General features: G+C 36.1%; 24 protein-coding genes. 17 read left to right on the top strand and 7 right to left on the bottom strand.

Annotated elements, in window-relative coordinates:
* Positions 1–14 precede the first annotated feature (14 nt).
* The 4 genes from EG359_RS10470 to proC all read left to right on the top strand — a co-directional run bounded on the left by EG359_RS10470 (position 15) and on the right by proC (position 4913).
* A complete protein-coding gene (locus tag EG359_RS10470) occupies positions 15–1253 on the top strand; it encodes a DUF4876 domain-containing protein (protein WP_076354452.1) in 1239 nt (412 codons plus the stop codon).
* 27 nt (positions 1254–1280) lie between these two features.
* Positions 1281–2813, top strand: coding sequence for a DUF6850 family outer membrane beta-barrel protein (locus EG359_RS10475; protein ID WP_076354454.1), 1533 nt, complete (start codon positions 1281–1283; stop codon positions 2811–2813).
* Positions 2814–2815: 2 nt separating this feature from the next.
* Positions 2816–3964, top strand: a complete 1149-nt coding sequence (locus tag EG359_RS10480; protein ID WP_076354456.1) for a cytochrome-c peroxidase — start codon at positions 2816–2818, stop codon at positions 3962–3964.
* 145 nt (positions 3965–4109) lie between these two features.
* The gene (proC, locus tag EG359_RS10485) at positions 4110–4913 is read left to right on the top strand and encodes a pyrroline-5-carboxylate reductase (RefSeq protein ID WP_076354458.1); all 804 of its coding nucleotides are present in this window, start codon (positions 4110–4112) and stop codon (positions 4911–4913) included.
* Here proC and EG359_RS10490 read toward each other — a convergent pair.
* A complete protein-coding gene (locus EG359_RS10490; protein WP_076354460.1) occupies positions 4894–5316 on the bottom strand; it encodes a VanZ family protein in 423 nt (140 codons plus the stop codon). The two genes, proC and EG359_RS10490, sit on opposite strands and share 20 nt — an antisense overlap.
* Before the next feature lie 55 nt (positions 5317–5371).
* Here EG359_RS10490 and lnt point away from each other — a divergent pair, with 55 nt between their 5' ends.
* Positions 5372–7006: an apolipoprotein N-acyltransferase gene (lnt, locus tag EG359_RS10495; protein ID WP_076354462.1), complete on the top strand. Its 1635-nt coding sequence runs from the start codon at positions 5372–5374 to the stop codon at positions 7004–7006.
* A gap of 225 nt (positions 7007–7231) precedes the next feature.
* On the opposite strand, the gene EG359_RS10500 is transcribed toward lnt, so the two are convergent.
* Complete coding sequence (locus tag EG359_RS10500) at positions 7232–8950, bottom strand: T9SS type A sorting domain-containing protein (protein WP_076354464.1); 1719 nt, start codon at positions 8948–8950, stop codon at positions 7232–7234.
* A gap of 242 nt (positions 8951–9192) precedes the next feature.
* Between EG359_RS10500 and rpmB the strand changes: the two genes are divergently transcribed.
* The 6 genes from rpmB to EG359_RS10530 all read left to right on the top strand — a co-directional run bounded on the left by rpmB (position 9193) and on the right by EG359_RS10530 (position 11651).
* On the top strand, positions 9193–9435 hold the full coding sequence (gene rpmB / locus EG359_RS10505) for a 50S ribosomal protein L28 (protein ID WP_002976757.1): 243 nt from the start codon (positions 9193–9195) through the stop codon (positions 9433–9435).
* A 6-nt stretch (positions 9436–9441) separates the two neighbouring features.
* Positions 9442–9624, top strand: a complete 183-nt coding sequence (gene rpmG, locus EG359_RS10510) for a 50S ribosomal protein L33 (RefSeq protein WP_027373683.1) — start codon at positions 9442–9444, stop codon at positions 9622–9624.
* Positions 9625–9644: 20 nt separating this feature from the next.
* Entirely contained in the window at positions 9645–9797 is a 153-nt protein-coding gene (locus EG359_RS10515) for a DUF4295 domain-containing protein (RefSeq protein ID WP_002976755.1), read from the top strand.
* Positions 9798–9886: 89 nt separating this feature from the next.
* On the top strand, positions 9887–10357 hold the full coding sequence (locus EG359_RS10520) for a RidA family protein (protein ID WP_076354466.1): 471 nt from the start codon (positions 9887–9889) through the stop codon (positions 10355–10357).
* Positions 10358–10372: 15 nt separating this feature from the next.
* Positions 10373–11326: a signal recognition particle-docking protein FtsY gene (gene ftsY, locus EG359_RS10525; protein WP_076354468.1), complete on the top strand. Its 954-nt coding sequence runs from the start codon at positions 10373–10375 to the stop codon at positions 11324–11326.
* Positions 11327–11396: 70 nt separating this feature from the next.
* Positions 11397–11651 carry a GlsB/YeaQ/YmgE family stress response membrane protein gene (locus EG359_RS10530; RefSeq protein ID WP_076354470.1) on the top strand — a complete coding sequence of 85 codons (255 nt, stop codon included), beginning with the start codon at positions 11397–11399 and terminating at the stop codon, positions 11649–11651.
* A 71-nt stretch (positions 11652–11722) separates the two neighbouring features.
* On the opposite strand, the gene sppA is transcribed toward EG359_RS10530, so the two are convergent.
* Entirely contained in the window at positions 11723–13483 is a 1761-nt protein-coding gene (sppA, locus tag EG359_RS10535; RefSeq protein ID WP_076354472.1) for a signal peptide peptidase SppA, read from the bottom strand.
* A gap of 20 nt (positions 13484–13503) precedes the next feature.
* Between sppA and folK the strand changes: the two genes are divergently transcribed.
* The 6 genes from folK (at position 13504) to fmt (ending at position 21343) form a co-directional block, all read left to right on the top strand.
* Entirely contained in the window at positions 13504–13920 is a 417-nt protein-coding gene (gene folK, locus EG359_RS10540; protein ID WP_076354474.1) for a 2-amino-4-hydroxy-6-hydroxymethyldihydropteridine diphosphokinase, read from the top strand.
* Positions 13921–13937: 17 nt separating this feature from the next.
* The gene (locus EG359_RS10545) at positions 13938–15047 is read left to right on the top strand and encodes a flagellar motor protein MotB (RefSeq protein WP_076354476.1); all 1110 of its coding nucleotides are present in this window, start codon (positions 13938–13940) and stop codon (positions 15045–15047) included.
* 51 nt (positions 15048–15098) lie between these two features.
* Complete coding sequence (locus EG359_RS10550; protein WP_076354478.1) at positions 15099–16622, top strand: OmpA family protein; 1524 nt, start codon at positions 15099–15101, stop codon at positions 16620–16622.
* Between the two features lie 212 nt (positions 16623–16834).
* A complete protein-coding gene (locus tag EG359_RS10555; protein WP_076354480.1) occupies positions 16835–18274 on the top strand; it encodes an OmpA family protein in 1440 nt (479 codons plus the stop codon).
* Positions 18275–18352: 78 nt separating this feature from the next.
* Positions 18353–20260 carry a RecQ family ATP-dependent DNA helicase gene (locus tag EG359_RS10560; RefSeq protein WP_076354482.1) on the top strand — a complete coding sequence of 636 codons (1908 nt, stop codon included), beginning with the start codon at positions 18353–18355 and terminating at the stop codon, positions 20258–20260.
* A 132-nt stretch (positions 20261–20392) separates the two neighbouring features.
* A complete protein-coding gene (fmt, locus tag EG359_RS10565) occupies positions 20393–21343 on the top strand; it encodes a methionyl-tRNA formyltransferase (protein WP_076354484.1) in 951 nt (316 codons plus the stop codon).
* A gap of 115 nt (positions 21344–21458) precedes the next feature.
* Here fmt and EG359_RS22890 read toward each other — a convergent pair whose 3' ends face one another.
* The 4 genes from EG359_RS22890 to EG359_RS10580 all read right to left on the bottom strand — a co-directional run bounded on the left by EG359_RS22890 (position 21459) and on the right by EG359_RS10580 (position 24337).
* On the bottom strand, positions 21459–21689 hold the full coding sequence (locus EG359_RS22890; protein ID WP_317043357.1) for a cyclic nucleotide-binding domain-containing protein: 231 nt from the start codon (positions 21687–21689) through the stop codon (positions 21459–21461).
* A gap of 162 nt (positions 21690–21851) precedes the next feature.
* Positions 21852–22040 (bottom strand): cyclic nucleotide-binding domain-containing protein, encoded by a 189-nt coding sequence (locus EG359_RS22895; RefSeq protein WP_317127458.1) that lies wholly within the window; start codon positions 22038–22040, stop codon positions 21852–21854.
* Positions 22041–22143: 103 nt separating this feature from the next.
* Positions 22144–23265 (bottom strand): 3,4-dihydroxy-2-butanone-4-phosphate synthase, encoded by a 1122-nt coding sequence (gene ribB / locus EG359_RS10575; protein WP_076354486.1) that lies wholly within the window; start codon positions 23263–23265, stop codon positions 22144–22146.
* Between the two features lie 67 nt (positions 23266–23332).
* Positions 23333–24337 carry an LLM class flavin-dependent oxidoreductase gene (locus tag EG359_RS10580; RefSeq protein ID WP_076354487.1) on the bottom strand — a complete coding sequence of 335 codons (1005 nt, stop codon included), beginning with the start codon at positions 24335–24337 and terminating at the stop codon, positions 23333–23335.
* Between the last annotated feature and the right edge of the window lie 70 nt (positions 24338–24407).

Genomic DNA, 24407 nt, shown 5'->3' on the forward strand with positions numbered 1-24407 from the left:
TAAAAGGAAATAGCATGAAAAAAACAGTTTTACTATTAAGCTTTGTAGCCATGATGGGAGCTGCATTTACAGTAACCTCATGTACAGATGATGAATTCGGAGTACAGACCGCACAAATTGGTGTCCTAACTTTATCTTTTACCGGTGAGAATATTAATTCTTACGAAAATCTGGATATTGAACTTCGAGAAGTGAATACAGGAGCGATTATCAACAAAAAAACTCAAAAAGTAACGGCAACCTCCATACAAGTTCCTTATGGTTCTTATAAGATTATTGTGAATGGTAAAGTAGTTACCACTCAGTTGACAACTACTGATGCCGCCGGTACCGCAGTTGCTGATATTACCACAATGGCGACCAATATTACGGTTCCTCTATATTTTAAAACATTCCATGAGGATTTTATCATTGAAGAAGTATTCTTTACAGGAGTTAAAACTCCGGATGGTAAAAACTATAACTCTAGCCGTTATTTTAAAATCGTAAATAATACGGACAAAGTTTTATATGCAGATAACCTGATCATTGGCCAGTCTCAATTTATGACGACTGAAGATGATAACCCTACTCCTTATGACGTCAACCAATATTTTCCGGTAAAAGGAGTTCTGATTTTACCTACAAACGAAGTAGATCAAGCCATAAAGAAATACCCTGTACAACCAGGTGACTTTATCGTTGTAGCAGATAATGCAATTAACCACAAAGCGCAGACAAGTACCGCTTTTGATCTTCATAATGCAGACTTTGAATTCCCCTCAACAGCTCCGGCTCTGGGACAGGTTGACAATCCGGCTGTACCTAATGTAGATGTTGCCTTTACTACAGCAAAGAATATGTTTATCATGCACAACAGAGGGTTTGAAAGCTACGTAATAGCACGTTTCCCGGCTGGAGAATCAAAAGACACCTTCCTTCAAAACCGTAAATACGATTTTAGTTATATCAATTCTGCGGGAACCGTTACCAAAAGAAGTGTTTATTCAATTCCAAATTCATGGATCATAGATGGAGTTAATAATAGTGTTCCTACCAAGTTTTTCCACACATTAACAGCTCCTGGCATTGATGCAGGATGGACTTCTGCAGGATCAGTAGACAGTGACCCTACCCGTTTCGGAAAATCTGTAAGACGTAAGATTACTGGAAAAATGGTAGGGAATAAAAATCTTTACATGGACACCAACAATTCTTCGAATGACTTCGTTAAGGATTCCGAAGCTAGTTTAAAAGACGGTATTGTTCATTAAAATATCGGTTTATACTTTCAATACATTATGTTCAATACAAAAACATTTTTCTTTCTGGTATTGGTCAACATGTGTTTTCCCTCTGTGAAAGCACAGGACAGCATCAGTCTTTTTAAGACGATCAACAACCAATACGATACAGAGAGAAATTTTAAAGATAATTTTTTCAATAACCCGGCTTCCATGTCGGGTTATAGTCCTTCTTCATTTTCGGAGTTCCGTGTTGGCTATCATAACAATGATAAGAAAATTTACCGCCAGCAGCTCGGAAACGGAGATAAAGGCTTAACTGTGGAAGCAAAATCATTTCAAAAATTAAAACCAAACCGTTATGTCTGGGGAAATGCAAGCTATCAAAATCTAAAAACAGGACTACTCCAATGGAACGAATCATTAGATTATGACCGTGTAGCACCTTACATCACTGCAGATTCTGCCGGAGGAAAATTAAACCTTGAACACTATCAGTTTGCAGGAGGATATTTACAGAAATTTAACCGATGGACTATTGCAGGGCAAGTAAGCTATCTTGCGCAAATGGGATTCCGTGCCAAGGATCCAAGACTAAAAAGTACGACTTCTGATCTCCGCATAAAGGCAGGCTTGAACTATAATTTCTACAAAGAATATGAAATAGGAGTATTTGGTGAATTCAGCAAGTACACTCAAAATAGCTCCATTACATTTCAGAGTTTATTGGGTAGACCTTATACGTACCAGATGTCAGGTTTTGGATTTTCAAATTACTTGTTCAACGGAAGTGCCAATCCCAATGTTTCTTTTGAAGAATTCGCCTATAAAGGAGGGTTGCAGATCGCCAATAAAAAGGGTAGAGATTTTTATCTTCAGGCTGCTTGGGGGAAATCCAACAACATTAAAAGCTATGTGAACAGCACATCTTCCAACTTATTTTATGATCTTTCTGATCTGGAAAATAAAACTATTGAAGTGGAAGGAGCAAAATTCTTAAGTATCAATGAAAAAAACCGAATCGGACTTTTGGCCAACTTTACTTCTTCTGTAAAAACAGGCTATGAATATGGGTATTCACTGAATACAGCAAGTTTACAACAGATTTATAAAAGAAAATCGTATCGTAAGGAAGATTATACCACTGTAGTAAAAGGGTTTTACCAGTACACTCAGGAAGACTTTTCTGTTACGGCAACTCCGTTCTTTGCATATGAAGAAATCAAGGAAAGAAGACTCTATCCTACTGCAGGTCAAAAATTTACGTATAGCTATTTCGGAATCAATGTAGATTATAAGCAGCGGATCAAAGAAAATCACGTATTGACAGTACAACCTTATTTCTCGCAAAGAGTAGTTGGCAAAAATTTCAATGCATTAACTACTACAGGAAATGCAGCTGTAAACGAATGGATTCTTCAGGATTATATGTACCAGGCAAGTGATATGACCACGTTGGGAGCCTCAGTAAGATATGACTTTAAACTGCAAAAACTTCCTGCTTTCTTTGTAGGAGTACAGTATCAGTCTCAGAAGATTCAGAAAGAAAATAATAATTTTGTAAGTGCGAGTATCGGGATAACATTTTAGACATGAAAAAAATAATCTATTGGGGATTAGGCGGAGCTGTAATGATCTTACTAAGCTTTACTCCTAAGGTAAATCAGGAACTTTTCGAACTTCAGGAGCCTACCATTGAAGATATTGTGAAAAGCTATAAGAAAGCAATATCAGAATGGCCAAAACCAACTATTGACTATGGTGTAAAATGGAATGAGTTCTCACCCATTACATCTGACTCCGCATTTTTTGCAGAGCAAGACAAGCCCAATATTATCTTGGGGAAAACGCTATTTTTTGATCCAAAATTATCCCAATCCAACCAGATCTCATGCAGCTCATGTCATGATCCTGAAATGGGGTGGTCAGACCGAAGACATGTAGCCTTAGGAAACGATCACCTTCAAGGAAACAGAAATACAATATCTCTTTATAATATTGCGGAAAGACAGCTGTTTTTCTGGGACGGAAGAGCAAAAACCCTTGAAGAGCAGGCAGCCGGTCCTTTGAGCGCTCATCATGAGATGGCCATGGATGTAAAAACACTACCTGCAAAAATCCAGGCATTAAAAGGATATAAACCGCTTTTCAAAAATGCCTATGGGGACGAAAAGGTAACCTATGAGAGAATTGTAAAAGCTATTGCAGACTTCCAGAAAACCATCAAAAGCCAGCCAAGCCGTTTTGATAAGTTTTTAGAAGGAAAATACACTGCATTATCTGACGAGGAGATCTATGGGATGCATATTTTCCGGACCAAGGCAAGATGTATGAACTGCCACAGCGGCCAGTACCTTACAGACGAATCTTTTCATAATATCGGGTTGACCTATTATAAAAGAAAATATGAGGATCTTGGGTTGTATAATATTACCAAAAATGCTGAAGATGTAGGTAAGTTCAAAACTCCTCAATTAAGAGATCTGATGCTTACACAACCATGGATGCACAATGGACTTTTCAATGAACTTGAAGGAGTTGTAAATATGTACAACAGCGGAATGCACATGATAGACCCCTCTCCCGAAGCGAAGCAAAAGGACCCGCTTTATCCTGTGACTGACCCTTTATTAAAGCCTTTAAAGCTGACGAAAGAAGAACGAAAGGCACTGGTTTCTTTCCTTGAAGCTCTTTCGGGAACAAAGTATAAAATGAGAAGACCTGATTTCCCCGTGGAATAAGAAATGGTTTAAATCAAAAAAATAAAGTCTGGTACAATACCGGACTTTTTCGTTGAATAATACGACGATAACTTTAAGCTTTCCCCTGAACAATCTTTCCTGTCACAATAAAAAACATTATTTTCGTTAAAAATAACGCAACAATATGAAAATAGCTATTTTGGGAGCCGGAAACATGGGATTGTCATTTTCAAAATCATTTTTGAAATATGAACTGATCAAGCCAGAAAACCTTCATCTTATCATTCGAAATTCATCAAAAATTTCCAAAATAGCGGAAGAATTTACCAAGTCAAAAATTTCCACCTTTGAAGAGGTGAAAGATCTGGATGCAGACCTTATCATTATTGCTGTAAAGCCACAGGATTTCCAGACTGTTGCTCAGAATATTCAATTTACCTTAAAGGAAAACCAGATGGTTCTGTCCATCATGGCCGGAATTAATATTGAGAAAATTCAAAAATTATTGAACCATCCATTGGTGGTAAGAGCTATGCCCAACTCTCCTACTCTTTTAGGAATGGGAATTACAGGTTATACCGCTGCAGCCGGCATCTCATTCAGCCAGCTTATCAATATTGAAAGGCTATTAAACAGTACAGGAAGGTCTGTTTATCTGGAGAATGAAGACCTATTGGATGGTGTTACCGCACTTTCAGGAAGCGGGCCTGCTTACTTTTATTATATTATTGATGCCATGATCAGGGCAGGAGTGGAAATGGGAATTGAAGAAAACCTTTCCAAGCTTTTTGTAAAGCAAACCATGCTGGGAGCTTATCATTTAATTAACAACTCTGAAAAAAACCTTGAAGAACTTATTAAGGATGTTGCCTCCAAGGGCGGAACTACAGAAGCAGCCTTAAAAACATTTGAGGAAAACAATTTTAAAGAAATTTTAAAGCAGGGAATTTTAAATGCTGAAAAGCGAGCTAAAGAACTAAATAACTAAACCTTTTTTCAATAAACCGACAAAACCGCCATCCTAAATACACTCCAAAAGTATTCAGGATGATATCGTCTACCTCAAATATTCCCATTCTTGTAAAGTATTGGAGTGCTTCTACAATGACAATTGCTGAAACAAAAGTAAAAATCAATGTTTTCAGCTTCCTTAATTCCGGAAAGATCCATCCCAGAAAACCAAAAGGAATAAACATTACAATATTTCCAATTACAATCACTACAATATCTTTCCAGGACATTGCCCCCTGAATAAATTTGATGGTAGAGAAAACTGGTTCCACCGTAATCAAGTTATCATCATACTGAAACCTACCCATTCCCAGAAACATCAGGTAGAGCAAAAACAGCGAATAAGGAATAATAATGATTTTATAAATTTTCTTTAACATGAAGTGCTAATATATTCATTTCAAAAACATTAAATTTGTATGTTAAAATAATTTAATGAAATACGTTCTACTTACACTTATTTCAGCAATGCTGCTGTCGGTTTCATGGCCAACTTATGGAGTTCCGTTTTTTATATTTTTCGCTCTTGTTCCTCTTTTGATGATGGAACATGGAATTTCAAAATTTTCAGATTATAAAAGAAAAGGCTGGATCATCTTTGGACTCTCCTATCTTTGCTTTATCATCTGGAATGTTGTGACCACAGGATGGTTATATGGTTCTAAAAACCCGGACGGAAGCCACTCTATGATGGCTGTTGTATTTCCGGTTCTTGTTAACTCTCTTTTATATTCCTTGGTTTTCCAGTGCTATCATTGGTACAAAAATGCACAGGGAACTTATTGGGGACTTGGATTCTTTATTGCCATCTGGATGAGTTTTGAGAAATTTCACTTGGGTTGGGAGCTTACCTGGCCTTGGCTGAACTTGGGTAACGTGTTTTCAGATTATCCTAAATTAATTCAATGGTATGATACCTTAGGAGCAACCGGCGGAAGCTTCTGGATTCTTCTCATCAATGTCTTAATTTTCTATACTGTAAGAACATGGGAAGCAGGAAGAAAAACAAAGGATTTGATTAGAAATTCATCCATTGTAGCAGGCTTAATTGCTATTCCGATGATTATTTCAATCATTAAGTATAACAACTTCAATGAAAAACCATCCGGGCAAGTCAATGTCCTGATGCTGCAACCTGATCTTGATCCTTACGCAGAAAAATATTCTAAGGACAGTTTAACAATTGAGCAGGATCTTCTTAATCTTGCGGAAAAAAACTCGACTACAAAAATTGATTACTATATAGCTCCGGAAACAGCGCTTCCGGGCAGAGGCTCTATTTCTGAAACTGCTTTTGAAAAGAGTTTACTTTTAAATAATATCAAAGACTTTTTAGCCAAACATCCGGGATCTGTTTTTGCAACAGGGATTTCTTCACATCGTTTTTATTTTGATCCTGCCAAAGTACCTAGTGAAGCTTATCCAATAAATCCAGGGGTCTGGGTGGCAAGCTACAATACATCTATTCAGCTTGCGCCTAATCAAAAAGTACAGGTATATCACAAAGGAAAACTTGTTCCGGGTGTTGAAATCTTCCCTTATATGAGTGTTCTTAAACCTATTCTGGGCGATGCAATGCTTAATCTGGGCGGAACTGTAGCCTCCTTGGGAACAGATAAAGAAAGAGTGGCTTTTTCTAATCCTTACAACAAAGGGAAAATTGCTCCTATTATTTGCTATGAAAGCATTTACGGTGAATTTGTAACTGACTATGTAAAAAAGGGGGCTAACTTCTTAGGAATTATGACCAATGACTCATGGTGGGGAGTTACGGAAGGACATAAGCAGCTTTTATCCTATGCCAAATTGAGAGCCATCGAAACCCGAAGAGAAATTGCTCGTGCTGCTAACAGTGGAATTTCAGCGCATATCAATGCAAAAGGTGAAATAGTGGCTGATACATTCTATGGTGACCAAACCACTCTGTTTGCCAAGGTAAATCTTTATGATACCATGACGTTCTACTCGAGGGCAGGAGATCTTCTTTCAAGATTTTCAATCTTTGCCTTAGGATTTCTATTATTTTATTTTCTGATTAAATGGTTTCAGGCAAAAACAAAGAAGGCATAGTGTTTAAATATTAATTACACTCGCTTAAATATACAATATAAGAATCTGCGTTATCCGCCAGGCCTGCAATAGAAATATAAATTCTTGCAGATTTTGCTGATAACGCAGATTTTTTTTTCAGAAGAAATTCAATTCCTTCTTCATTTTAAAACATCAAAAGATTCACCCTATAAAAAGAGAAAAGCCAGCTGGACGTCTGGCTTTTCTCATGATAGAATGATTCAGTTATTTAATTGTAAGTTTTTTCGTGGTTATTTCGTTTTTTATTTTCAGTTTTAATAAATATACTCCTTTTGGTAAATGAGAAACATTAATAGATTGATCCCCATTTAAAATAACATTCAGCTTTCGTCCCTCCATTGAATACACTTCAGCTTCTGAAACCTTTTCACCTTTAATATAAACTTTATCAGATGTTGGGTTTGGATAGATAACAAGTTCTATTTCTTTATTGATATTATTCTCTTTAGTTCCCAGTGTACCCACTGTAGAAACATCCGAATACTTCTTTGAAGCATCAATTGCTCTTACACTCCAGTATACATTTTGAACAGACGGATCTAAATCCAGAAACCAAGAAGGGGTTGTTACAATATATTTGGCAATATCCTGCCCTCCCTGAGTAGATCCTACCTTAATTTCATAGCGTAATGCATTAACAGGAGTTTTATCGTCTGTTGCCCCACTCCATGTAAAATTAAACCTATTTCCGCTTCTTGTCAGATTAAGATGAGTAGGAGCCGTTGGCTTTGCGTTGGTAGCTGTAGAATTATTTTTAAAAGCTTTTGTCAGCGATGGAAATACTGAATCGGACCAATCAAATCCGCCCAATACAACATCCAGGTGATTATCATTATTAAAGTCAAGCAACTGCACCATTCCAGGACCACCCAATTTATATATTCCCGTTGTTGTTCCCTCAGTAAATGTCTGGCTGGCCGGATTATATAAATAAGTCTTTACAACCGCATTATAGTTTATATTACCCGAGATGATAAAATCATAATATCCATCATTATTCAAGTCTCCTACGCTTAATGAAGCGTCTTCAATTTCAGCAGGGCCAATCTGTTGAGCAACCAGCGTACCTGTTCCATCATTCATTAAAACAGCAAAATAAGGATCATCATTGGCATCCTTACCAGCAACTACAACATCCTGAAAACCATCCGCATTAAAATCTGCAACCTCAAGTTTACCGGATGTCAAAGAATCAAGAGATTGTGCATCAACCAAAGTTCCCCCCTGATTCAGATATACTTTAGATACAGGATCTCCATTAATATCAGATCCAATGACAATGACATCCAAAAGATGATCATTGTTTAAATCCACTACCTTAAAACTACCGTTTTGAGTTCCATTAACCCAATTTTCAGTCATTTCAAAACCTGATCCTGTATTTCTGTAAAAATCTATTGTATTATTAAATTCCCCACTACCATGGGCAAATTGAGTTCCATTGATTGCATAATCCTGCTTTCCGTCATGGTTAAAATCAAAGACTTCCATAGAACCATAGATTTTTCCCGGAAGCTCTTTCTGCCTTACAAAACCTGTCCCTGTATTTTTAAATCGATAATGCTTATAGTTCACAATATCCATATAGCTAAGTCCAGTAGAGATCATATCCATCAACCCGTCATTATCAAAGTCAATAAACCTTACATCTCCCAAATGCGTCACATCCCCACCAAGATCTGTATAGGGCTGGAATGTTGTTCCATTATTCTGATAAACTTCGTTATAGGTAGCATCAGGCTGTCCGTCTCCATCAGAATCTATTGCTCCTGTAACTACAATATCCATGGTTCCATTATTATCGATATCAGCAATATCAGAAGCTGAAAAATAAAAATTATTCATCCCGGTCTGTATCTCACTAAAGCTTTGCGCTGCCAAGCCTACAGGAAACATAGACAAAAGAAAGTAAATTCTCTTCATATTGTTTTTATTTAGATTAATTAAAAACAAAGATAGAATATTAAAATTCTCCTTTAAAAAAAAGCCTGTATGAAATATATCAGCAGCGATTTTCGGCTATATCCCAGAAATTCGGATATTTTAAAAAATCAATATTATTAATCAGTCACTTATTTATAAATATTTTCCAAAAGATTTGTCTATCTAAAAAATTCTTCGTTATTTTGCACTCTCAAATATTATACAAATAAGAACATCGAGATATGTCAAGAATTTGCCAAATAACAGGAAAGCGTGCAATGGTTGGTAACAACGTTTCTCACGCTAATAACAAAACGAAGCGTCGTTTTGAAATTAACTTATTAGAGAAGAAGTTTTACCTTCCGGAGCAAGATAAGCACGTAACACTGAAAGTATCAGCTCATGGATTGAGAGTGATTAACAAGATTGGAATCGAGGAAGCTATTGAAAGAGCTACTAGAAACGGATTGATTAAAAAGAATTAATAAATCATGGCAAAAAAAGGAAATAGAGTTCAAGTAATCCTTGAATGTACAGAGCACAAAGAAAGTGGTATGCCAGGAATGTCTAGATACATTTCTACAAAAAACAAAAAGAACACTACAGAGAGATTGGAATTGAAAAAATACAATCCTGTTCTTAAGAGATCTACCCTTCACAAAGAAATCAAGTAATTTATAAATAATAATTTACCATGGCAAAGAAAGTAGTAGCAACCCTACAAAGCGGTCAGTCTAAAAAGATGACTAAAGTGGTGAAAATGGTTAAGTCTTCTAAATCAGGAGCTTACGTTTTCGAAGAAAAAGTAATGAATGCTGATGAAGTAGATGGTTATTTGAAAAAATAATTAATACTTTATTTACAATATAAAAAACTACTCATATTTTGGGTAGTTTTTTTGTTATCTTTGTTCACCAGATTATTAATCAATGAAATATGAAAAAAATTCTAATTCTGGCATGTACGGTAATTTTTCTATTTTCATATAGTCAGGAAACAATGAATACTATAGAATATAAAAGTTCTTCAAAAGTTTTCAACATTCAGGGATTATCACAATCGGTAAGTATTGATTGTGGAAGTTCCAAAATGATTTTATTATCTGGGCAGGTTCCCTTGGATTCAGCGGGAAATCTGGTGGGAAATAATGTAGAGGAACAGACACAGCAGATTTTCAATAATATTGAAAACATTCTGAAAGAATATGGAGGCACAGGAAAGGACATTGTAAAACTGGTAATCTTCATCACAGACATATCAAAAACCCCTGGTTTCAGAAAAATAAGGGACAAGCATGTCAATATCCAAAACCCTCCTGTAAGCAGCCTTGTAGAGATAAGCAAGCTTTTCAGGAATGATGTACTGATAGAGGTAGAGGCCACAGCAGTGATTAAAAACAAAAGATAAGAATAAACTAAAACTATGAGTTGGTTTAAAAATATTTTCAAAAAAGAAGAAAAAGAAACCTTAGATAAAGGATTGGAAAAATCCAGTCAGGGATTCTTTGAAAAAATGACGAAGGCCGTTGTCGGTAAAAGCAAAGTAGATGACGAAGTTCTGGATGATCTTGAAGAAATACTGATTGCATCCGATGTAGGTGCTTCTACTACTATCAAAATCATAGAAAGAATTGAGGAACGTGTTTCTCGTGACAAATATGTTGGGGTAAACGAACTGGATAAAATTCTTCGTGATGAAATTGCAGGTCTTTTGCTTGAAAACCCTCACGCAGGAACAGGAAATATCGACACTTCCAAGAAGCCATATGTAATTATGGTAGTAGGGGTAAATGGAGTTGGAAAAACAACAACTATTGGGAAACTTGCTCACCAGTTCAAATCTGAGGGTAAAAAAGTAGTTTTAGGAGCTGCTGATACCTTTAGAGCTGCTGCCGTTGACCAACTTACCATTTGGAGTGAAAGAGTGGGCGTTCCTATTGTAAAACAGGAAATGGGCTCTGACCCGGCATCTGTAGCTTTTGATACAGTGCAAAGTGCTGTTGCACAAAATGCAGATGTTGTCATCATTGATACAGCGGGAAGACTTCATAATAAGATCAACCTGATGAATGAACTTTCCAAGATTAAGAGAGTAATGCAGAAAGTAATTCCTGATGCACCTCATGAGATCCTATTGGTTCTTGATGGTTCTACAGGACAGAATGCATTTGAACAAGCAAAGCAGTTTACAGCCGCTACTGAAGTAAACGCATTGGCAGTAACAAAATTGGACGGAACAGCAAAAGGAGGTGTTGTGATTGGTATTTCAGACCAATTCCAAATTCCGGTAAAATATATAGGTGTAGGCGAAAAAATGCAGGATCTACAACTTTTTAATGGTACGGAATTTGTAGACTCATTCTTCAAGAAAAGATGATTTATATCATGTTTTCCCTTATATTAGCAACAAATCATTTTTAAATATTAACAATTAAAATCTTAAGACTATGGGAATTTTAACTTGGATCATATTTGGTCTTATTGCGGGAGCCATTGCTAAATTAATAATGCCTGGTACTCAAGGAGGCGGATGGCTAATAACAATTATCCTGGGAATTATAGGAGCTTTTGTTGGGGGATTTATAGGAAATTTTCTTGGCTGGGGAACAGTTGACAGTTTTGATTTCAGAAGTCTGCTACTTGCAATAGGAGGATCTCTGATCGTCCTCTGGATTTACGGAATGGCTACAAAGAAAAGCTAATCAATCTTAATAAAAAATAAAATCCCGGATCTGAAATTCAGATCCGGGATTTTCTGTAAAATATAATTTAGTTAGTTGTTAATTCTAATCTGGTAAGGCATTTCCATTTTCACCTCAGACTGTAGCTTTTTATCTGTAATCTGCTGCAAAATCTCATAGTTGGATTTTCCTATTTTGCTCTTGATGATTCTCGCCGAAACATCCTCTTCATTCAGATCCTTAAAGATCTGCTCAAAAGGAGACATTTTCTTAGGGAAAGACTCAACCTGATAATCTGACTTTAATCCGGCTTTCTGTGCTGCAAACTTTACAGCATCATTCAGTGTTCCCAACTCATCCACCAATCCTATTTTCTTGGCACGAACACCACTCCATACTCTACCGCCACCTACATTATCGATCTCCTCAAAAGTTTTCTTTCTGTTTTGAGTAACAAAATGTACAAATCTTTTATAAGTACCTTCTACACTTTTTGTCATCATGTTTATTCCAAATGGAGTCACTCCATTCAAGCCTGAATAATACATAGAATTGGCATTAGTAGAAACAATATCTGCACGAATCCCGTTCTTGGCAGCAATATCCTTATAATAAGGTAAGACTCCGAAAACCCCAATAGAACCAGTAAGTGTATTAGGTTCAGAATAAATCTTATCTGCAGCCATTGCTACATAATACCCTCCTGAAGCAGCATAATCACCAAATGAAACCACCAATGGTTTTTTCTTTTTTAGTTGTTGTAGTTCAAATAAGATTTCATCTGAAGCATTGGCACTTCCTCCCGGAGAATTGATTCTAAGAACTACCGCTTTCACTTTATCATCTTCCTGAAGTTTCTGAATGTATTTTACATATTTCTCGGAATGAATGTCATTATACTGATCCCCATTATTAATAGATCCTGAAGCATATAGTACCGCTACCTTTTCACCAGACTTATCCTCATCAGCATAAGAATTAATATAACTAGCCAAAGAGATCTTATTCAGTTTTTCTTTATCTGTTAAACTTAATTTAGCTTTAAGCAAATCTTCATATTCTGTCTTTTGAATAAGCTTATCAGCAAGCTTATATTTCAATCCTTGTTCAGGAATCATTCCATATAGACTATCAACAATCGTTCTGAACTGAAGCGTATCAATTTTTCTGGATGCAGCCATTTTATCGGAAGTATTTTTCCAAAGGTCATTTAACAGAGTACTTAGCTGTTCCTTATTTTCCGGAGAAATATCATTTCTTAAAAAAGGTTCCACCGCAGATTTAAATTTACCATGGCGAATAACCTCAATCCCGATTCCATATTTATCAGCAAAATCCTTAAAGAATGTAACTTCAGTAGCAAGGCCTTTTAATTCTATTCCTCCTGCAGGATGCAGATAATATTTCTCAGCAACAGATCCTAGGTAATAAGCTGATTGAGAAACGCCATTACCATAAGCATAAACAAACTTCCCGCTTTTCTTGAAATCCTCAATGGCATTTCTAAGATCATCAATTTGTGTTAGCCCTGCATTCAGCTCATCAGCTTCAATACTTATTCCTTTGATATTATCATCGGTTTTAGCCTTATTAATAGCTTCCAATGCATCATATAGAAGAACACTCTTGTTCTGGCTACTGATACCAAATAGTCCCATTTCTTCTTCCGTAGGGCTGTCTATTATGTTTGTCTTTAAATTAATGGTAAGAACCGAGTTCTTTTTCACTGCAACAGCCTTATCACTTCCCATAGAACTGAACACAATCAACATAATGAAAAAGATGAAAAATACAGCGCAAAGTATAACTATTGCAACTATATTTGCCAAAACATTTTTAAAGAAACTTCTCATAAATCAATCAATTTTCCAATATGTCGCAGCAAAAGGTAGTTTTGTTACTAGGAAGTAACCTTGGAGAGCAAAAAAAAAATATAGAGCTTGCATTACAGAGAATAAGTGATGCAGGAAATAACATTTCACAAACCAGCGAATTTTTAATGTCTGATCCTGTAGAGTTTGTTAGTTCCAATATTTTTTGTAATATTGCAGCTGTAATATTCACGCATCTTTCACCAATTCAACTTCTTGATTGTATTAAAGAAATTGAAATTGATATGGGGAGAGTTAATGATTCAAAAGTATCCGGAGGCTACACTGATAGAGTAATAGATATTGATATCATTAAGTATAATGAATTAAATTTTAAGTCAGAAAGATTAGAAATCCCTCATAGCAAACATCTTTTTGAAAGGGATTTTTCCAGAATATTATTAAAAGATTTTATTTAAAACATAAAACATATTGTATGAAATTAGGTTTATTATTATTGGCTACCACATTGCCAATTGCAGCTTTCGCACAGAATAGCAGTACTACAGTAAACTCTTCTACTGAGTATCCTAATACTTTTTCCTCAGGTTCCGCTAATGTAAAACCTTTCGACAACAAAGCCAGACGTTTCAGAGACTGGTCTATTTCAGTTGGTGGAGGTCCGGCATTTATGGTTCACTCTGATCTTAAATCTCTTCGCAAGGATAAGACCAACTGGGGTTATAATGCTTACGTAAGTATTGACAAGCAAATTTCACATACTTTTGGTTTAAGCTTAATGTATACAAGAGGAGAAACAAAGCAAACAGGACAACTTCCTGGTACAGCCGGTCAACTTGCCGGAGTAGCCACTGCAACAACTCAATTTGACCAAATTGCTCTAATGGGAGATATTAATTTCTCTAATCTATTAAGAAGAGTTGATAATCATTCTCCTTATAGATGGGCTTTCCATGGATATATGGGAATTGGGGTTCAAGGATTCAGAACGTCATTACATGATGGTAATGAAAACAGATGGAGTGATAACCCGAGAAGAATCCCATTATTTATTAAACAAGACCTAGACATCAACTCTATATTCTATCAGGGAGGTTTAGGTGTAAAGTATAATGTTTCAAAACTTATTGACGTTGAAGCAAGAACCATGTACATTATTAGTGGTGATGATGAATTTGATGGTGGTGGATGGGCTGGTCCTGGTGAATACGATCCAGCTTCAGTAAGTTATAATAAACTTAACGCCAGAAGATCTGACAATGCATGGACAGTAAGCTTAGGGGTATCTTTCAAATTAGGAAAACACCTATCCCACTTAGCATGGCATGATCCTCTTCAGGAAGCATACTACAGAACTAGCGTTTTAGAAAATGCAACTACAGATCTTGTAGTTTGTGAAAAAGGAGATGCAGATAATGACGGTGTATGTGATGATTGGGACAGACAACTTGACACTCCTGCTGGAGCGAGAGTAGATGGTGCGGGTGTTGCCCTTGATATGGATCTTGACGGAGTTATTGATCTTTATGATAAGTGTGTAACGGTTCCTGGACCTGTTGAAAACAACGGATGCCCAATTAAATAATAAAAAAGAAGCTAAAAACTGCTTTTCAAAAATCAAAATAAATAATACACGATGAAATTAAGTTTAGCAACTGCTGTACTGGCTTTGACGATGCCTGCTATCAGCTATGCACAAGACTCTGCAGTAACTATGAATGAGAAGTATCCCAATACTTTTTCTTCTGGTTCTGCAAATGTTTCCCCTTTCACTCAACAATCAAAAAGATTTAATGACTGGTCTATTTCAGTTGGAGCAGGTGTTCCACTGATGCAGTCAGCAGATTTAACTTCCATCAAGAATGGTAACGGTAAAAACCTTTTCGGGTACTCTGCTTATGTAAGTATTGATAAGGCAATTACTCACGCTTTTGGAATTAACTTACAGTATGACAGAGGTGAAACCAGACAAGGATGGTTCAATACCAAGGATGCTGCTCCTGATGCTACTGCGATAGGCGCAAGAACTCAGTATGATGCAATCTCAATCTTGGGAGATATTAACTTCTCTAACCTTTTGAGAAGAGTTGATAACCATTCTCCTTACAGATGGGCTCTTCACGGATATGCAGGTATTGGTACCATTGCCTACAGAGCTTACCAGAAAGACAGCAAGGGACAAAATCTAATGACCGAAATCAAACCGTTCCAACTTGGATCCATGTTTATGCAAACAGGTGCCGGTTTGAAGTTTAAGGTAAACAGAAGAATCGACATTGAAGGTAGATTAATGTACGTGGTTACCGGCGATGATGAATTTGACGGTGGTGGTGACAAATACAGTGCTGTCAACAGACGTGAGGAGCAGGTTTCTGATAATTTCTTCAATGCAACCCTAGGTCTTTCTTTCAAATTAGGAAAACATGAATCTCACCTAATGTGGCATGATCCACTTCAGGAAATTTATTACAAGCTTGATGTATTGGCGAATAAAAAGCAAGACGTTGAAGTATGTAAGAAAGGAGATGGTGATAATGACGGAGTATGTGATGACTGGGACAGACAGCTTGACACTCCTGCTGGAGCAAGAGTAGATGGTGCGGGTGTTGCTCTTGACACTGACCTTGATGGTGTAATTGACCTTTACGACAAGTGTGTAACGGTTCCTGGACCTGTTGAAAACAATGGATGCCCGGTAAAAAAAGACAATAAAGAGACTGCAGTAGAAGTAGAAAAAACACTTAAGGATATCTACTTTAACTTTAATAAAGCAACAATAAGACCTGAATCTAATCCTAAACTTGATTTAGCAGCTTCAATTATTAAAGAAAACGGAGGTAATTATCTATTAACAGGACATACCGATATTAAAGGTAATGCAGCATACAACCTAAGATTATCTAAAGAAAGAGCTGCTGCTGTAGTTGGAGCTTTAGAAACCAGAGGAGTAAATGATAATGTTCTAAAATCTAGAGGTGTAGGTTCTGCAGAAGCAACGATCCCTGCCTCAGCTTCAGATGCTGAAAGATTAGCTGACAGAAAAGTTACAGTAAGATTTATAGAAAGTTCTGAATGGAATTCTATTCAAAAGAAAGATTATGAAGATGCTCCTGTAAAAAAAGCTACTAAAAAAGCACCTGCTAAAAAAAAGAAAAAGTAATTTCTTATTAAATACATAAACCGAAAAGAATAATTCTTTTCGGTTTATTTTTTTCCTACTACGAAATATTTTACATACCTTTATATCATTTTCAAGGTAATAGGTGCCAAATAAACAATGCATTAGCATGGTTGTTTTGAAAAAAAATAACATAAAATCACTTTTTAGCGTAAAAAATCATTTAATATAACTTAACTTAAAAAAATAACACTATGAAATTAAGTTTAGCAATTGTTACCCTAGCATTGGCCATTCCTACCGCCAGCTATGCGCAACAAGACTCAACGGCAGTTTCAAATGGAAAGTACCCAAATACTTTTTCTTCCGGGTCTGCTAATGTTTCCCCTTTCACCAATCAATCAAAAAGGTTTAATGACTGGTCAATCTCAGCTGGGGTTGGAGTTCCACTGATGCAGTCAGCAGATTTAACTTCCATCAAGAATGGTAACGGTAAAAACCTTTTCGGATACTCTGCTTATGTAAGTATTGATAAGGCAATTACTCATGCTTTTGGAATTAACTTACAGTATGACAGAGGTGAAACTAGACAAGGATGGTTCAATACCAAGGATGCTGCTCCTGATGCTACTGCGATAGGCGCAAGAACTCAGTATGATGCAATCTCAATCTTGGGAGATATTAACTTCTCTAACCTTTTGAGGAGAGTTGACAATCATTCTCCTTACAGATGGGCTCTTCACGGATATGCAGGTATTGGTACCATTGCCTACAGAGCTTACCAGAAAGACAGCAAGGGACAAAATCTAATGACCGAAATCAAACCGTTCCAACTTGGATCCATGTTTATGCAAACAGGTGCCGGTTTGAAGTTTAAGGTAAACAGAAGAATCGACATTGAAGGTAGATTAATGTACGTGGTTACCGGCGATGATGAATTTGATGGTGGTGGTGACAAATACAGTGCTGTCAACAGACGTGAGGAGCAGGTTTCTGATAACTTCTTCAATGCAACCCTAGGTCTTTCTTTAAAACTAGGTAAACATGAGTCTCACCTAATGTGGCATGATCCGCTTCAGGAAATTTATTACAAGCTTGATGTATTGGCAAATAAAAATCAAGACATTGAAGTATGTAAGAAAGGTGATGCTGATAATGACGGAGTATGTGATGACTGGGACAGACAGCTTGACACTCCTGCTGGAGCAAGAGTAGATGGTGCAGGGGTTGCCCTTGACACTGACCTTGATGGTGTAATTGACCTTTACGACAAGTGTGTAACGGTTCCTGGACCTGTTGAAAACAACGGATGTCCTACAACCACTACCGGACCTGTAGTAGAAACAGAAACTAAATTAGAAGGAATTGAATTTGATTTAAATTCTGACAGAATTTTACCTTCAAATACTCCTATTCTAAACAATGCTGTAAATTATATCAATTCTTCAAATGGTTCTTATAGTGTAATAGGTGCAACTGATACAAGAGGTACTGATGCTTACAACAAAAAACTATCTGAAAGAAGAGCAAACAACGTTAAGAGCTATTTGATCAAAAACGGAGTTCAATCTGGTAAACTAAACGCAGTAGGTAAAGGTGAAAAAGACCTTAAATACCCTGAGTGTGAACCAGCAACTAAGTGTCCTGAGTGGAAAAACAGAGCAAACAGAAGAGTATACTTCGAAGCTAAATAATAAACTTATTAATTTATTATACAAAAGTCACGCATTGCGTGGCTTTTTTTGTCATAATTCTTTCCTTATTTTTACAACATGATTTCTTCGCAGGATTTTCAAAAGCTAAAATATGATACTCTTAAGTATTTCTGGGGCTATACTGGTTTCAGAGATTCTCAGGAGGAGATTATCAATGCTGTTATTAATGAAAAAGATACACTGGTACTTCTTCCTACAGGTGCCGGAAAATCATTATGTTATCAACTTCCGGCTTTACTTAAAGAAGGAACCTGTCTGGTTATTTCCCCTTTGCTTGCATTAATGAAAGATCAGGTGAATCAGCTTAAATTCAGAGGAATAGAAGCAGAATATTTATCTTCAGAACTTGACGAATATGATGCAGAAACCATTTATAACCGTTGCAAAGAAGGACTCACAAAGCTTCTTTATGTTTCTCCTGAAAGATTAACCAATACTCAGTTTCTTCAAAATATGGAGGAAATTGAATTATCATTTATTGCAGTAGATGAAGCCCACTGTATCTCAGAATGGGGACAGGATTTTCGTCCAAGCTATCAAAATATTAAAGGATTTAGAAGCAATAATCCAGAAATTCCTTGTTTAGCTCTAACAGCCACCGCAACACCAAAGGTTCTGAAAGAAATTAAAAACAAACTTGAACTTAGAAATCCGGCTGTCTTTCAAAAAAGTTTTAAAAGAGATAATATCAAAATCTTTACAGAAGAGGTTTCTGATAAATTTCAACGCGTACTTGATATTTTAAAGTATAATAACGATTCCGGAATTGTATATGTAAGAACGAGAAAAGAGGCTGAGCTTTTAGCCGAATTTCTGAAAAAAAACCACCTGAAGAATGTAGACTATTTTCATGCGGGTTTAACAACAAAGGAAAAAAATTCAAAGCAAAATACCTGGAACAATAGTGACAATCAAGTCCTAATTTCTACCAATGCCTTTGGAATGGGTATTGACAAGGATAATGTACGATTTGTTCTTCATTGCTCTCCAGCCCCATCACTGGAAAATTTTTATCAGGAAATTGGAAGGTCAGGACGAGATGGAAAAGAAAGTTTTGCTTTCATGCTTTGGAATAAACAAGAGCTTCTGAATTTTGATCAGATCTTAAAAAATCAAATTCCCAATAAGGCAGAATTTTTGAAGATCATCAGCTACCTCTACTCTATTTTTCAGGTTGCAGAATTTGAATTACCGGAAAAAACATTTCAGCTGAATACAGTCGGAATACAAAACTTCACAAGATTATCCAAAGCAAAGATCAACAATGTTCTCAACTTCCTGCACAATCAGGAAATCATTTATTATAATGCTAACAAAAGCCTGTCATCCTTAGAGCTTTTCATCAAGGCGGATGAAATAGATCAATTGCCACAAAAAGACGCTTATTTCTTGGAGCTTCTTTTCCGTACGATGTCCGGAATTACAACCCACAAAGTATTGTTCAGTGAACAGCAGGTAAGTAATAAAATTGGAGTTAGCGTCCCGTTAATCAAAGAACGTTTGAAAGAGCTTCAGCAAAAAAATTATCTGGAATATATAGACGGAGCCTTATCCAGTATAAAGTTTTTAAAACCTCGAGATGAAAGGGTTATTCATAATGCCTATTGGAAACTTTTTGAACATATTCAAAGAAATAAGATCCAAAAATGGGAAGAAATGAAGTTTTATGTGGAAGACAATGATTATTGTAAAATGAAACTCATCCTTGCTTATTTTGGTGAAAAAAATTCAAAGAACTGCGGGCATTGTTCTGTCTGTGAAAAAAATAAGCAGTCTATTTTCGGGAAAAATATCTCTCAGCAGATCATCAATCTATTAGCCAAGAAATCTTCAACGATAGAAGAGCTTTCTGTACAGCTAAGCTACCATTCCAAAGAAAGTATTTTGGAAAGCCTGATCTTTTTACTAGATTCCGGAAAGGTAAGAATGCTGAATTTCAGAACATATGCACTGAATCAAGGGTAATAATATCTTGTAAATTTTTAAAAATTCAATTTCTCTCCAACCATTTATTTCGTCCATTGAACCTGTAACTTCGTTTGGCACATCACATACTCTCTTCTTCTCAATTTTCAACTAAAAACTTATCTTTGTAGTATGAAATCATTGAAAGTCGTTTTTTTAGGAACTCCTGAGTTTGCAAAAACTTCATTGGAGGCTATTCATCAATCTCATCATAACGTGGTAGGTGTGGTAACTGTAGCTGATAAAGCAAGTGGCCGCGGACAAAAGATTAACCAATCAGCGGTAAAAGTGTATGCTGCAGAAAATAACATTCCTGTTTTTCAACCTGAAAAATTAAGAAATCCTGAATTCTTGGAAGAACTAAGAAAACTGGATGCAGATGTTTTTGTAGTTGTAGCTTTCAGAATGATGCCTAAAGTCCTTTTTGAAATGCCGAAAATGGGAACTTTCAATCTTCATGCATCTTTATTGCCTGATTACCGAGGTGCTGCTCCTATCAACTATGCTGTGATTAATGGTGAGGAAAAAACCGGAGCAACAACTTTTTTCATTAATGAAAAGATTGATGAAGGAAACATTCTTCTTCAAAACGAAATCGAAGTTCTACTTGATGAAAATGCAGGAAGTCTTCACGACAGATTGATGGAAATGGGTTCAAAATTGGTTGTAAAAACATTGGATGGATTAGCTGAAGGTACCATTAAGGAAAGGCCTCAACCAGAGGTAGAGCATCCAAAAAATGCCTATAAAATATTTAAAGAAGACACCAAAATCAATTGGAATGCACCGTCAAAAATAATTCATCAATTTATCCTTGGAATGTCACCTTACCCTGCAGCCTTCACCACTTTAAAAATTGGAGAGGAAGAAAAAGGATTAAAAATATTCGGCGGTAAGTTTGAAATCTCAAACCATGGAAAACTTTCAGGGACCTTAGATATTTCAAAGAACGAATTTAAAATTTATACTGAAGACGGAATTTATTATCCACAAGAACTTCAATTAGAGGGTAAAAAAAGAATGAATGTGAAAGATTTTCTGAACGGTTTCAGAAACTTTGATGAGATTACTCTACAGGATTAAATATATACTTATTTAGATCTCAAAATCAAGAAATTATCAACCACTTTAGTTATTTCAAGGAACAAGCTTTACACCTATTAAAGTACACTTGCTATAACTAAAGTGTTTTTTTTTATCAATTTTTATTGACTATTTTTCTACGGATTCTACTAATAAATTCAGGAGTTACTCCCAAATAAGCTGCAATCTGAATATTGGTAAGACGATGGGCTGTTTTTGAGTAATCTTTTAAGAATTCAATATAACGTTCTTCTGAAGGTTTGCTTAAGTTATCAATAATTCTGCGTTGCAATGCTATAATTGACATTTGAAACTTAAGCCTCATCAGCCTTTCTACTTCAGGCATTTCCAGATATAATTTTTCTTTATCTTCCTTTGAAATAAGAAGAATTTCACTATCCTCAAGAGCCTGAATACTCAGCTTAGATGGGATATTGTTGATAAAGCTATCAATATCTGAAATCCACCAGTTTTCAATACCAAAGTATAATATCTGTTCAGAAGCATTTCAATCGGTGTGAGAAACCTTAAAACAGCCATTAACTATAAATCCCTCAAATTCGCAAATATTACCTTCCTTCAAAAGAAAATCTTTCTTCTTAATTTTCCTGAGCATAAAGGCATTACAATATCTTTCCAGCTTTTCATCTGAAATGTCAACATATTCTCGAATGTGTGTTTTTAAAGATTCTGTCATAATTTAAAAATAAAAAAAGGCCTAGAAAAATCCTAAACCTTTTATTCTACATTATTAAACAATCAGTTACAGTGAACTCAGTTCACAGCTGATCATTTATGTATTATAATTGTACCAACTCGGTAACCTCTACATCATATCCTCCAACCTGAGGCTTAATATTAGGGTTTTGAGTGATAACTTTAAACTTATTAATTCCTAAGTTCTTTAAAATCTGCGTTCCAATACCATAATCTCTATAGTTGTACGCTAAAGTAGGATGCTGCTCCTGCCCGTCCTGATAGTTTAGGAATTGCTGAAGTTTTCTTAATGTATTTTCAGAATTTGAAACGTTGTTGATAAAGATAATTGCTCCTTTACCAGCTTCGTTTACCATACTGGTTACTTTTTCCAACAAAGGTTTTTCACCGTTATTCAATCTTGTTAATACATCGAAATAAGAATCTGAAGACTGAACTCTTACCAGAACCGGCTCATCTACTGTCCAGGCTCCTTTTGTCAATGCAAAGTGGATTTGGTCATTAGAAGTCTCTCTGAATGCATAAAAATCAAAATCACCGTAATGAGTTTTTACTTTTTTCTCTTCAAGTCTTTCAACAAGGTTTCCTTTTTTAAGCTGATAGTGAATCAAATCTTCAATAGAAACAATCTTCATATCATGCTTTTGAGCAAAAGCGTGAAGCTCAGGTAAACGAGACATTGTTCCATCTTCATTCATGATCTCACAGATCACACCTCCTTCTTTTAATCCTGCTAAATGTGTAAGGTCAATAGCAGCCTCTGTATGTCCTGCTCTTTTTAATACTCCTCCTTTTCTTGCACGAAGCGGGAAAATGTGACCAGGTCTCATAAAATCTGTAGGCTTGGACTTCTCATCCATTAAAGCTAAAATAGTTTTTGCTCTGTCACCTGCAGAAATACCTGTGGAAGTTCCGTTACCTAAAAGGTCAACAGATACCGTAAAAGCAGTTTCCTTAGGATCGCTGCTTCTGCTTACCATCACCTCAAGTCCTAGCTCATCGCATCTTTTTTCAGGAAGTGGCATACAAATCAGCCCTCTTCCGTGAAGTGCCATGAAGTTAATAATTTCAGGTGTTGTCAGTTCTGCTGCACAAAGAAAATCTCCTTCATTCTCTCTGTCTTCATCATCTACTACTATGATTATTTTACCATTTTTAAGGTCTTCAATAGCCTCTGGAATAGTATTTAATTTAATATCAGACATTTTTACTTTTTATTTTTGCAAAGATACTCATAAAAATAAGCATCTGCCAATTAATATGAATGGTTTATTACGCTTTGAATAAAGAGTTCACAGCATCTCTGAAAATCTCGTAGGATCTTAATCTTTTCTGATGATCGTAAATATGTGAATTGATCATTAGCTCATCTACATTGAATTTTTCCTGAAAACTTTTAAGTTTTTCCTGAACTTCCGACTGATCCCCGATAAAGGTATATCTCAACTTTTGTAAAACCATAGATTTTTCCATTGGTGACCAGATTTCATCCATATCATCTACAGGCGGTGCAAAAGGCTTTCTGTCATTTCTTACAATATTGATGAATGCCTGAAATAAAGTCGTGGAAATTCGATGTGCTTCTTCCGTAGTTTCGGCTGCTACTCCGTTTACACAGGCAATGATATAAGGCTGAGCAAGATATTGTGACGGTTGAAAGTGTTCTCTGTAAATTTTAAAAGCCATTTCCATCTGTTCCGGAGCAAAATGTCCGGCAAAAGCATATGGCAAACCAAGTTCCGCTGCCAGCCAGGCGCTATCCGTACTTGATCCTAAAATATAAATAGGAATATCTAATCCCTCTCCAGGAATAGCACGAACCATTGCATTAGAATTTTCCTTGGAAAAATATCTTTGAAGTTCCAAAATTTGTCTTGGAAACTGCTCGTTTATAATAGCAGGGTTTCTACCTAATGCCTGAGCTGTTAAACCGTCAGTTCCGGGTGCTCTCCCTACCCCAAGATCAATTCTTCCGGGAAAAAGGGACTCTAGTGTACCGAATTGTTCAGCAATAATCAGGGAACTGTGATTCGGAAGCATTATTCCTCCTGACCCAACTCTTATTTTTTTTGTTCCATTGGCAATAAAACCAATTAAAACTGAGGTTGCAGAACTGGCAATGCTTTCCATATTGTGGTGTTCAGCCAGCCAAAATCTTTTATATTCTAAATTTTCAGCGTGATTGGCTAAGGACAAGCTGTCCTGAAAAGTATCATGAATGCTCTTATCTTGCTTTACTGGCGCAAGATCTAAAACAGAAATTTCAAAATTTTTCATATTGAAAGGCTAATTTTCTAAAGGTGAAATGAAATCTCCTTTGTTGATTTCATAATTTTAAATCGGGGTC

The organism is Chryseobacterium joostei, assembly GCF_003815775.1.
In the GTDB taxonomy this organism is placed as follows: Bacteria; Bacteroidota; Bacteroidia; order Flavobacteriales; family Weeksellaceae; genus Chryseobacterium; species Chryseobacterium joostei.

Bases quoted from the DNA above. Each gene is read 5' to 3' on its own strand.
- EG359_RS10560 (WP_076354482.1), top strand. From the start codon at position 18,353: ATGATTTCTTCGCAGGATTTTCAAAAGCTAAAATATGATACTCTTAAG.
- ftsY (WP_076354468.1), top strand. From the start codon at position 10,373: ATGAGTTGGTTTAAAAATATTTTCAAAAAAGAAGAAAAAGAAACCTTA.
- EG359_RS10545 (WP_076354476.1), top strand. From the start codon at position 13,938: ATGAAATTAGGTTTATTATTATTGGCTACCACATTGCCAATTGCAGCT.
- EG359_RS10550 (WP_076354478.1), top strand. From the start codon at position 15,099: ATGAAATTAAGTTTAGCAACTGCTGTACTGGCTTTGACGATGCCTGCT.
- proC (WP_076354458.1), top strand. From the start codon at position 4,110: ATGAAAATAGCTATTTTGGGAGCCGGAAACATGGGATTGTCATTTTCA.
- EG359_RS22890 (WP_317043357.1), bottom strand. From the start codon at position 21,689: ATGCCTGAAGTAGAAAGGCTGATGAGGCTTAAGTTTCAAATGTCAATT.
- EG359_RS22895 (WP_317127458.1), bottom strand. From the start codon at position 22,040: ATGACAGAATCTTTAAAAACACACATTCGAGAATATGTTGACATTTCA.
- lnt (WP_076354462.1), top strand. From the start codon at position 5,372: ATGAAATACGTTCTACTTACACTTATTTCAGCAATGCTGCTGTCGGTT.
- EG359_RS10500 (WP_076354464.1), bottom strand. From the start codon at position 8,950: ATGAAGAGAATTTACTTTCTTTTGTCTATGTTTCCTGTAGGCTTGGCA.
- EG359_RS10530 (WP_076354470.1), top strand. From the start codon at position 11,397: ATGGGAATTTTAACTTGGATCATATTTGGTCTTATTGCGGGAGCCATT.
- ribB (WP_076354486.1), bottom strand. From the start codon at position 23,265: ATGTCTGATATTAAATTAAATACTATTCCAGAGGCTATTGAAGACCTT.
- EG359_RS10470 (WP_076354452.1), top strand. From the start codon at position 15: ATGAAAAAAACAGTTTTACTATTAAGCTTTGTAGCCATGATGGGAGCT.
- EG359_RS10480 (WP_076354456.1), top strand. From the start codon at position 2,816: ATGAAAAAAATAATCTATTGGGGATTAGGCGGAGCTGTAATGATCTTA.
- EG359_RS10520 (WP_076354466.1), top strand. From the start codon at position 9,887: ATGAAAAAAATTCTAATTCTGGCATGTACGGTAATTTTTCTATTTTCA.
- folK (WP_076354474.1), top strand. From the start codon at position 13,504: ATGTCGCAGCAAAAGGTAGTTTTGTTACTAGGAAGTAACCTTGGAGAG.
- EG359_RS10475 (WP_076354454.1), top strand. From the start codon at position 1,281: ATGTTCAATACAAAAACATTTTTCTTTCTGGTATTGGTCAACATGTGT.
- EG359_RS10580 (WP_076354487.1), bottom strand. From the start codon at position 24,337: ATGAAAAATTTTGAAATTTCTGTTTTAGATCTTGCGCCAGTAAAGCAA.
- sppA (WP_076354472.1), bottom strand. From the start codon at position 13,483: ATGAGAAGTTTCTTTAAAAATGTTTTGGCAAATATAGTTGCAATAGTT.
- fmt (WP_076354484.1), top strand. From the start codon at position 20,393: ATGAAATCATTGAAAGTCGTTTTTTTAGGAACTCCTGAGTTTGCAAAA.
- EG359_RS10490 (WP_076354460.1), bottom strand. From the start codon at position 5,316: ATGTTAAAGAAAATTTATAAAATCATTATTATTCCTTATTCGCTGTTT.
- rpmB (WP_002976757.1), top strand. From the start codon at position 9,193: ATGTCAAGAATTTGCCAAATAACAGGAAAGCGTGCAATGGTTGGTAAC.
- EG359_RS10555 (WP_076354480.1), top strand. From the start codon at position 16,835: ATGAAATTAAGTTTAGCAATTGTTACCCTAGCATTGGCCATTCCTACC.
- EG359_RS10515 (WP_002976755.1), top strand. From the start codon at position 9,645: ATGGCAAAGAAAGTAGTAGCAACCCTACAAAGCGGTCAGTCTAAAAAG.
- rpmG (WP_027373683.1), top strand. From the start codon at position 9,442: ATGGCAAAAAAAGGAAATAGAGTTCAAGTAATCCTTGAATGTACAGAG.